The organism is Paenibacillus sp. 01L418, assembly GCF_056400045.1.
In genome coordinates, this window is record NZ_JBFTSN010000261.1 from 1 (window position 1) to 9,160 (window position 9,160).

Consider the following 9,160-nt stretch of genomic DNA (forward strand, 5'->3'; position numbering starts at 1 on the left):
GTCTACAAAACCTCTCCAGATCGAGAAGGTTCACTTGGAAGACAATCGATTGGACGATGAAATTAAACGTTTTGAAGCTGCAATTGCTTCAACTCATGAAGAGCTTGAAGCCATCCACGCCAAGCTGATTGCTCAGAACAAACAGCATGAGGCAGAAATATTTGAAGCGCATCTGATGCTGCTCGAGGATGAAGAACTCATCGACCGCTCGAAAGAGATCGTCAGATCCGAACGGATTAATGTTGAATTCGCCTTTTTCAACACCTCTGAAGAGATTGCAGAAATGATTGGCGGGCTGGATGATCCCTATTTGAAGGAAAGAGCAGCCGATATTCGTGACGTAAGCCTACGTGTATTGAACAAGCTGCAAGGCATTTCATCAACTTCTTTGAATGATGAATCAGGTTCTATCATTCTGTTTGCAGAAGATTTAACACCTTCGGATACGGCTCAGCTCGATCCAAGCAAAGTGATTGGCTTCGCAACGCAAGCAGGCGGACGCACTTCCCACTCTGCCATTATTGCAAGGTCTATCGGCATTCCTGCCATTGTCGGAATCGGCAGCTCCATGGAGCAGGCAGTGAAAAACGGCCAAACCGTCATCATTGACGGGACAGATGGGCATATTTTCGTGGACCCGGATAATGAAACATTAACTCGATATTCACAATTGCAGAAGCAGCAGCTTGAAAGCAAGCAATTTTATCAAACCTTTATGAATCAGCCTTCCGTAAGCAGCGATGGCGTACAGGTTGAACTTGTAGCAAATATCGGCTTAGTTAAGGATGCCGAGCTTGCCGCTGCGGCAGGAGCTGAAGGCATCGGACTCTTTCGTACCGAGTTTCTATATATGGACGCAGCTGGGCTGCCCTCCGAGGATACACAGTTTGAAGCTTATCGCAAAGCAGCAAAAGCGTTTGGAAACGATGCGCCTATCGTCATCCGAACGATAGATATTGGCGGAGACAAGGAAATTGCATACCTCAACCTGCCTAAAGAAGACAACCCATTCCTTGGTTACCGTGCCATTCGCATCTGCTTGGATCGACCGGATATGTTCAAGACACAACTTCGGGCGATTTTGCGGGCCAGCGCATACGGCAACTTAAAAATTATGTTCCCTATGATTGCTACACTGGGTGAATGGCGCCAAGCTAAAGCTATGCTGGAAGAAACAAAGCAGGAACTGACCGAAGCAGGTATTCCCTTTAACTCTGGGATCGAAGCCGGCATCATGATCGAAATTCCAGCAGCGGCTCTGCTAGCGGATTTATTCGCCAAGGAAGTTGATTTCTTCAGTATCGGAACAAACGATTTAGTTCAGTACACATTTGCTGCAGATCGTATGAATCCTAAGCTTTCCTATCTAAACGATCCGCTTCATCCAGCTATTTTACAGCTCATTAATCGTGTTATTACAGCCGCTCATGCTCATGGCAAATGGGTGGGGATGTGCGGTGAAATGGCGGGCTCGAAGCATGCACTGCCGATTCTGCTCGGTCTAGGTTTAGACGAGTTTAGTATGAGCGCAAGTGCAATACTTCCTGCTCGCGCTTTGCTCGCAAATCTATCTCAGCAGGAAATGAAGCAGATAGCTCAGGCCGTTCTGGCACTAAGCTCAGCTGAAGAGGTTAAAGGCTATGTGGAGCAGCATGTTTCTGGATTAACATAAAATTTCAGCAAAAGAGGCTGTACTGCATCAGAATGCGGTACAGCCTCTTTTATTTAGATTCGGATTTGAATACGAACCTTGCCTTCTTCATATTGAAATTTAAGCTCACCCTTATATTTCTCCACCGTTCTCCTTACTATAGAGAGACCGTTTCCTCGTAAAACAGAACCCTTCGCTTTCGTAGTAAAACCATATTGGAAGAAACACTTTTGCTCCTCATCCGTAAGCACGGCTGGATTCTCGATTATAAATATATATTTTCCATGTTCCACTTTACATTGCACTTGAATCTCCTGCGATATATACCCAGCATTTGATTCCACCGCTTCAATCGCATTATCCAACAAATTAGAAAATAATTTGACTAAGTCCATCGACTCTATTTTATCGAATGCATCATAATCTGTAGCGAAGCTGATGATTATATTTTTCGAATGCGCCAGCTCCCTCTTGCTCTGGAACAGCACCATTAAAATCGGATTTTTTATATGCAGCGATAGGTTTAACGTTTTGGATTCCTCGGTTAGCTGTTTTAAATAATCATGTGCCTTATCATACCTTCGGATGTCCATTAATCCATTCAACACCTGGAGATGATTCATGAGATCATGACGACTTGATTTGATGGTCTCTACAATTTTGCCCAACTCGGAAATGTATACCTTCTCAGATTCACGCATGTCCTGATGAAGCCTGGCTTTGTACCATTTATTAAGCACATATACACCAGCGAGCAGCAATAAAGCAAACAGGACATCCACTCCGAAAATAAACATATTATTTTGGACAACATACTTGCCCACATGGCCTAAATCCTTTGCAGCGATATCGATCCCCACAACACCAAGCACCGTGCCATCCTCATCAAAGAATGGAACCCCGACGGACATATAGGATTCGCTTATCCTATCATGTAACACTCCTGTGGAATATTTTAACCCTTTTTTAGCCATCTCCACTTGATTAGTAGGAACGGTACAAGGAAAACCAATCGGTATATCTTTTATATGAGGCGGAAATGCGTTAACCATTACTTTGGAAACATCGGTATCATCTAAAAGCAGAATATAGATATAGAGCGCATTTATACGTTTCCGATACTCCTCTAAATACAGCTTTATTTTTTTGCGATTCTCATCATCCGTTTTGGTTAGTAGAAATTGCTTATAAGCAACTTTATCTAAACCATTTGCTGCATCCGTAGCGATTTCCGTATACTGCTTCGCCAGCGTGATCTCCGCTGACTTCGTTGTATAGTGATAGGTGGAGATGAGTTTAAGTCCAACAAGCATACTTATGATTGCAATGGATAAAACGATAAAATAAATCATTCTTTTTTTTGTATACACTAGGTCTGGTTTCATTAGCTTATTCCTTTTCAGTACATCAATAATTGATAATAATCAGAAATTTCAGAGGCAGCATACTAGTCAGCCATTACCGTCTGGTTTCTTCCAGCGTGCTTGGCCTTATAGAGAGCTTGATCTGCAAGTGAAAATAATTCATCTGCTGTTTGTGCATGGGAAGGAAACTGAGCTACGCCAAGCGAAACGGTAACCATCTGCTTGAGATGATTTTCGCTGCTCGCCATCGTTGTACGAATCCGCTCAGCAGTTTCAAAGGCAACATACGGCGCGGCATTCGGCAGCAGGACAACGAACTCTTCCCCTCCATAACGGCTGCAAAGGTCATCAGGTGTTACAGAAAACCTTACAATGTCTGCCAAATGCTGAAGCACTCTGTCACCTTCCTGATGCCCATATGTATCATTAATGGTTTTAAAGCGATCAATATCCAGGACGACAATGGAGTAAGGTTTCTTTTCTTCTATCCATTTTTTCATAATCGTTTCTAACGTTCTTCTATTATTTAATCCGGTCAAAGCATCCGTCATAGCCGCTTGTGTCAACCGATCCGTTTCCGTTTTAATACCGTTCATAGCAAGTATGACCGTGCTCGTTAATAAATCGGCTTCTCTGTTCCAATGATGCTTCATGGCGGGTATGGGAACTTCTTCTTTCCCCATTTTGCTGACGATATTCGCAAGCGTTACAAAAGGTTTAGCCAATCGGCGGGCAAGAAAGGTCGTCACGAGCATCAAAAGAATAAAGGGTATGAGCGTGTATAATAGGATCGCTTGTATATGATTGTTCAACTGCTCCTTCACTATGCTTATTGGTGAAAGCACAACGACCCCCCATTGATTCTCAGGGACGTAGGAGTAACCGGCAAGCCATTTCACACCATTTTCATCTACGGCGAGCTCTTGACCGCTCTGCCCCTTAATCAGCTTCTGAACGATCAGATTCGAGGTGCTATTCTTTCCAATCTGACTTTTATCAGGATCGTACATCAAGTGGCCATCTGAACCTACTACATAGAAATAGGAACCGTTATGGTCAAGGTTATCATTACCGAATATCATATTTAGAACGTTATTTTGTTGCAAATAGAGGCTTCCACCGATATAGCCCCGGTATACACCCTTTTGATCAAACAAAGGCTCACTAATAAACACCATGAGATTTTTTGTTGTCGCGCTCGTATAAGGCTTTGACAAATATGGCTTTCGTGATGCCAATGCTTCCTTCGCAGCGGCTGTTTTTATAGGCTCGCCTGCCTTGCCAATCGACGAAGGGGACAGTGTGCGCATGACACCATTCTCATCAACTACGACAATCGAATTAAAATAGTTGCTGCTATTGCGAATGAGATCAAGATATTTTCCGGAATCTGATTGCTTCATATCACTATTCAAAGAGTAAAAGTCTGCCGCGTTTTTAAGACTGCTTCGCATCGACTCAAATAATAAATCCATTATCATGCTCATTTTTGATGCGGTTGAAAGATTAAGTGTAAGTGTTGTTTCATACAACGCTTGTTTCTTGGACTGGTAGGATGCAAAAAGCAAAATGGTTAACATGAGTAAAACCGAAACAGAGACTAAACCAATCATTAGTGTCGTCAGGCTCACTTTTCTCTTTTGGATAGCTTGTTTTACATGTAAAAGCGACACAGCGATACCTTCTTTGATTTATGATATTACTAATTATTCGACGAGATTCGACAAATACCTCTTTCCTAGCTGGTTTATTTTCCATAATTAGATAATCAATTTCAATAATTGCCCATTAATCGATTTAAAAAAATAAGACAGCACCTTGTCACAGTGCCGTCCGATTAGGTTGCTATGTTAGATTTGTAATTCACCAAGCTTGATTAGCTCGACAACCGCTTGTGAACGACCTTTTACGTTCAGCTTTTGCATGACATTAGAAATATGGTTGCGGACGGTCTTCTCGCTGATGAATAGTTGTTGTGCAATATCTCTTGTTGTCTTGTCCTGTACTAACAGCTCGAATACCTCGCGTTCACGATGCGTCAATAAAAACTTGCTCTTATGGTCGCTACCCTTCAATGTTTGTCACCCCTCCTTGCGCGGGTTTTTATGGTTTAACAAGGTTAAGGGATACAGTCAACTTATACTATGAAGGGGCGATACCATTGGTGCTGTTATGAAGGGAAAATGGGCTCTGCTGCCCATTATATTTTTGCATGAATGATGAGCCGATGCGTGGGGTTTACTATGGGATCACAGGTGATCAAAGTCAGCAGCTTATCTTTATTGTTGTAATTTAGAACAGATACATCAGTCGGATCTACAATGGATACTTTATAAACGGTATATGTGAAGCTTTCATCTTTTGTATCCACGACGATTTTATCTCCGACCTCAACTTCCCCAAGCCGATTAAACAGCCTTCCCTTAGAGCGCATCCGATGCCCGGCTATAGCTGCGTTGCCGACTTTGCCTATTGCTGTTGTTTCCTTTAAGTGAGCTGTAGCCGATTTCATATTCTTCTGGGTGGCTCCCTCAACGACAGGCAGCTTAAGCTTTATTTTATCAATCTTAATCGTTGCAATGGGGGCAATCTTCTGTGCTTTTGGCGCCTCTGTAGGGGTTGCTTCTGGTGTAGCTGCTTCCGTCGGCGATTGAATCGGCGTCTCGGTCGCTGCGGATTGCTCGTTGAAGAGATCCGTCAAATGCTCATATTGCTGCTGCGCTTGCTGCTCTGCGCTCACATCAAAGCTCGCCTCATCCCAAGTAGCCATCAGCTTATCCTGCTGACGGTTCTCGTACCATTCATTCGCTTTTGGATAGAGCAATATGAGAATACCTACAATCACTAATGCATAAGAGAGTATTCTTTTCATTTTTCCCCACCTTCCGCTAGCTGGCCTCAGTCTGTGGTCCTTTCGCCTCGAAAACCCATTTCTTGCTTCCGTAAAAGTTAAGCGCAACGGTTACCACCGTTACAATCAGCTTTGAGACGACCTCATTCAAACCCCACCACTCGTTCAAGGCCATAAGCAGCAGTAAAGTAATACCTAGTATGATACCGTTCCATACGATGAATCTCATACCTCTATTTAGCTGCTGCGGGCTTGAAGCTTCATTTTCCCTCTTCCTAAAAGTATATCGGCTATTTAGCACATAGCTGTTAATCATTCCAGCTCCGTATGCAATCACCTGTGCAAGTAAATAATACGCACCAAACCAAATGAGGAGTGTAAACATCAGAAAATCGATTAACGTATTAAGAAGTCCAACTAAATTGAACTTTACAAATTGTGCGATGAATCCTCTAGCTGCTCGTTTTGATGTTGCGTTAGACATATTTTTTAACCCGATCTTGTTCAGCAGACTCTGAGGATTGATTGTCATCTTTCGCAGGAAACCCCTGAGCTTCGCGAACGATGTATAAAGGGCGGTTTTTGGATTCTTCATAAATCCGGCCAATATATTCCCCGATTATGCCTAAGAGCATCAATATAATGCCGTTAAACAATAGATTTACTGCCACAATGGAAGCCCAGCCAGCAATCGTGGTGCCCGTAAACAGCTTCTGGAATATAACGACTAACAAATACAAGAAGCTCGTTATTGATAATGTAAAGCCAACATAGGTGGCAATTTTCAAAGGTTTATAAGAGAAGGAGGTTATTCCGTCTATGGCAAAAGATATCATTTTTTTCAGCGGATATTTGGTTTCGCCTGCAAAACGTTCTTCCCGTTCATATTCGACCATCGTCTGACGGAAACCGATCCAGCTAACCAAGCCGCGAACGAACCGATTTTTTTCCTTCAAGCCGCGCAGCACATCGCATACCTTCCGGTCGATCAAACGGAAATCCCCCGTATCTACGGGAATATCCACATTCGTTAAGCTGCGCAGCGTGCGATAAAACAGCTTAGCGGTTATTTTCTTGAACATCGTCTCGCCTTTACGCTTAAGACGTTTGCCATAAACAACCTCAAAGCCTTCCTTCCATTTGGCGATCATATCGATAATGACCTCTGGAGGATCTTGTAGATCAGCATCAATGACGACGATCGCATCACCCTGCGCATAATCCATCCCCGCTGAAATCGCGATTTGATGACCAAAATTACGTGAAAAATTAATCATTCGGACATTTGGATCGAAATCGCAGATCATGGAAATTAATTCGACCGTACGATCTTTACTTCCATCGTTGACGAAAATAAGCTCATAACACTCGTTCGTGCTGTCCATGACCAGCTTCAGCCGCTCGTACGTATGCTCGATAACCTCTTCTTCGTTGTACATAGGAACGATAATACTGTATTTTACAGCCGATTGTTTCATCCAGATACCCCTTTCTTCAAGCAAAAACGCCTTCGGCGTCCTTAGACGCTGAAGTAGCCTTGACGGTGAAATATAAGATAAGTATGAGAAAACGATATACTTTCTTATATTTTAAAATAACCAGCTTGGGAACCAGCGTAGAACATGCTCTACATACCAGGTCTTTACAGTCATACCGGATAGCGCAGGATAGTACATCACAAATAACAATATCGCTACTGCCACAAAAACATTTCGAATCAGCTTAAAGTTTGGCCGTTTCTCTTCGATTATTTTAAACATATAGACCAAGCTCAGAATAATGAACGGCACCATTGCAAAATAGTGATAAAGGAACGTAAGCCTTGTTACAAGCATCCAAGGCACGTACTGTGCTAGAAACGCAATCCATATCGTATACATCGCTTTATCTTTCCGTTTGATACTCATCCATATCGTCGCTGCCATCGCAAAAATGCCTGCCCACCAAATAAGCGGATTGCCCATCGCTACAATTGTGGATTTCATACCTGCTGCCATATTGTCGCCTGAGTAATACCATACCGGCCTCTTCATGAACGGCCACTCCCACCATGAGGATGAGAATGGATGCGTTGATACCAGCTTGCTATGATAGCTGAACATATGCTTCTGGTAATCAACTAGACTTTTCAAGGTATATCCTTCATCCATTACAGTCAGTACTGGAATGTAGGATAACGCATAAATCGCAAGCGGTATAACGATATAAAATACGAGACATACAGCAAGCGTTATGATCGTATAACGAGGAAATACGTTTATAATATGCTGCAGCTTGTCTTGGCTAAAGCCAGACTCTTTTTTGTTCTCTTTCAGAACTCGCTTGGCAGCTGCATACTCCTTATAACGATCAAATAAAGATAAACCGAGCATAATAGCTAAGCCTGCGCCCCCATAGAGCACAATCCATTTGGAAGCTACTCCGATTCCAAAAAAGAGACCGGCTAAAAACAACGGCAGCAAAGTAACACTCAGCTTTACCTTGTAGAAGCTTAAGGAATAATATTTGTGCATGAAATAAAACATCAGCATAATGAAAAACACGCCGTAAACGTCAATCGTTGCAATTCTAGTCTGCGTAAAATGCATAAAATCTGCTGCTAGCAACGCAGTCGCCACACCAGCATAAACAGTCGTTTTAAACAGCCTTCTCGCGAATACATACATTAACGGCAGCATTGCAATGCCAAACAGCGTGCCGGCAATGCGCCAGCCAAACGGATTAAGCCCAAACAGCTTAATACCGATCGCAATTATAATTTTGCCAAGCGGTGGATGTGTATTCTCGTAAGCTACAATATGCTCCATATGCTCATAAGCAGTACGGGCATGATAAATTTCATCAAAATAAGATCCGTTCATATAAGTCGCTTCATACTTCGCGCGCTGCTGTTCATCAAAGAGCAAAGGTACGCTGCCTCGTTTGGCATCCTTCGCCTGCTCATCATTTATTCCGACGATTGATAACGGTATTTGGTTGCCTTGCTCGTAAATAGCCATCTCATGCATGGAGAAGCCTGTTTGAACCGTCGTAAGCTTCACATACCGAGCTGCGAGCGCCGCGGGCTGACTGTTCCAAGTAAATACAGCAACATGGCTGCTGTCGACTTCCATGAGATTGTCCCAGTCGGTCCCATTTTGACTAAATTCATATTTGTATTTTCCTGTTCCAACTCCGCCAAAGCTGTTGATGCGATCAAGCTGCTTAACCTCGCCCAAATCAACGTAAAAGCTTTGACCAACGGACGAAGGCTGCCATGCGGTTGTCGGCCCCTTCATCTCGCCAAGTTGGAAT

At 43.1% G+C, this 9,160-nt stretch carries 8 protein-coding genes; 1 reads left to right on the plus strand and 7 read right to left on the minus strand.

The genetic code is table 11. The annotated features are described in order from the left end of the window. Nucleotides 1-1,672 (plus strand): phosphoenolpyruvate--protein phosphotransferase (ptsP, locus tag AC1DSE_RS23930; RefSeq protein WP_477528293.1); only part of this gene is annotated, 1,672 nt, incomplete at its 5' end. A 53-nt stretch (nucleotides 1,673-1,725) separates the two neighbouring features. Here the strand turns inward: ptsP and AC1DSE_RS23935 are convergent. From AC1DSE_RS23935 to AC1DSE_RS23965, 7 genes are all read right to left on the minus strand, one after another. After that, on the minus strand, nucleotides 1,726-3,036 hold the full coding sequence (locus tag AC1DSE_RS23935) for a GHKL domain-containing protein (RefSeq protein ID WP_477510624.1): 1,311 nt from the start codon (nucleotides 3,034-3,036) through the stop codon (nucleotides 1,726-1,728). A 62-nt stretch (nucleotides 3,037-3,098) separates the two neighbouring features. Further along, complete coding sequence (locus AC1DSE_RS23940; RefSeq protein ID WP_477510623.1) at nucleotides 3,099-4,688, minus strand: sensor domain-containing diguanylate cyclase; 1,590 nt, start codon at nucleotides 4,686-4,688, stop codon at nucleotides 3,099-3,101. Nucleotides 4,689-4,865: 177 nt separating this feature from the next. Then, on the minus strand, nucleotides 4,866-5,090 hold the full coding sequence (locus AC1DSE_RS23945; RefSeq protein ID WP_006040330.1) for a helix-turn-helix domain-containing protein: 225 nt from the start codon (nucleotides 5,088-5,090) through the stop codon (nucleotides 4,866-4,868). Nucleotides 5,091-5,215: 125 nt separating this feature from the next. Further along, a complete protein-coding gene (locus tag AC1DSE_RS23950) occupies nucleotides 5,216-5,887 on the minus strand; it encodes a class D sortase (RefSeq protein ID WP_477510622.1) in 672 nt (223 codons plus the stop codon). Nucleotides 5,888-5,903: 16 nt separating this feature from the next. Then, nucleotides 5,904-6,350 (minus strand): GtrA family protein, encoded by a 447-nt coding sequence (locus tag AC1DSE_RS23955; protein ID WP_339204032.1) that lies wholly within the window; start codon nucleotides 6,348-6,350, stop codon nucleotides 5,904-5,906. Further along, the gene (locus AC1DSE_RS23960) at nucleotides 6,343-7,344 is read right to left on the minus strand and encodes a glycosyltransferase family 2 protein (protein ID WP_477510621.1); all 1,002 of its coding nucleotides are present in this window, start codon (nucleotides 7,342-7,344) and stop codon (nucleotides 6,343-6,345) included. Before AC1DSE_RS23960 ends, AC1DSE_RS23955 begins: the two co-directional genes overlap by 8 nt. A gap of 111 nt (nucleotides 7,345-7,455) precedes the next feature. Next, a partial coding sequence (locus AC1DSE_RS23965; RefSeq protein ID WP_477528294.1) for a phospholipid carrier-dependent glycosyltransferase occupies nucleotides 7,456-9,160 on the minus strand: 1,705 nt, incomplete at its 5' end.